Raw genomic sequence first — 463 nt, forward strand, 5'->3', positions numbered from 1 at the left:
GTCATCTTGCAGGGTTTGCTCGCCGCTTTCGCTATCCTGGCTCAACCTGTTTGACTTTGGAGCCTCGTACGACGTCATCCGTAGAACCCGCTTGAGCGCCTTGGCTGTCTTCGGCCGTCCGATCGGTGATGAAGAAATCGTAGTCTTCTAGTGGCGACACAAAAAAGGGTTCGCGTCGGCCCATTTTCGTGTGGTCGGCGACCAGCATCTTGTGCTCGCTGACAGCCAGCATGGCCCGCTTGGCAGCGGCGTCCCATTCTTCCGAAGCAGTAACACCAAAAGTGCGGTCGACTGCACAGGCACCGGTCACTAGGGTATTTGCCCGGAACGTCTTGATCGTCTCGATGGTCGTCGGCCCCTTGAAGAGTCGCTGGGCATTATCCCATTCGCCACCCAAAATGATGAGACGAATATCCGTCCTGGTGCTCAGGACGTTTGCGACATCGAGGGACGGCGTGATGAC

Annotated in this window: 1 protein-coding gene; it reads right to left on the reverse strand. The window is 57.0% G+C overall.

Features of this window, described 5'->3' with window-relative positions; genetic code table 11:
- Positions 1 to 31: 31 nt before the first annotated feature.
- Positions 32 to 463, reverse strand: a 432-nt coding sequence (locus AC1D0P_RS29190) for a DeoR/GlpR family DNA-binding transcription regulator (protein WP_477679928.1), incomplete at its 5' end; no start/stop codon positions are given.

The sequence above is a fragment of the Polaromonas sp. P1_G2 genome (assembly GCF_056405515.1).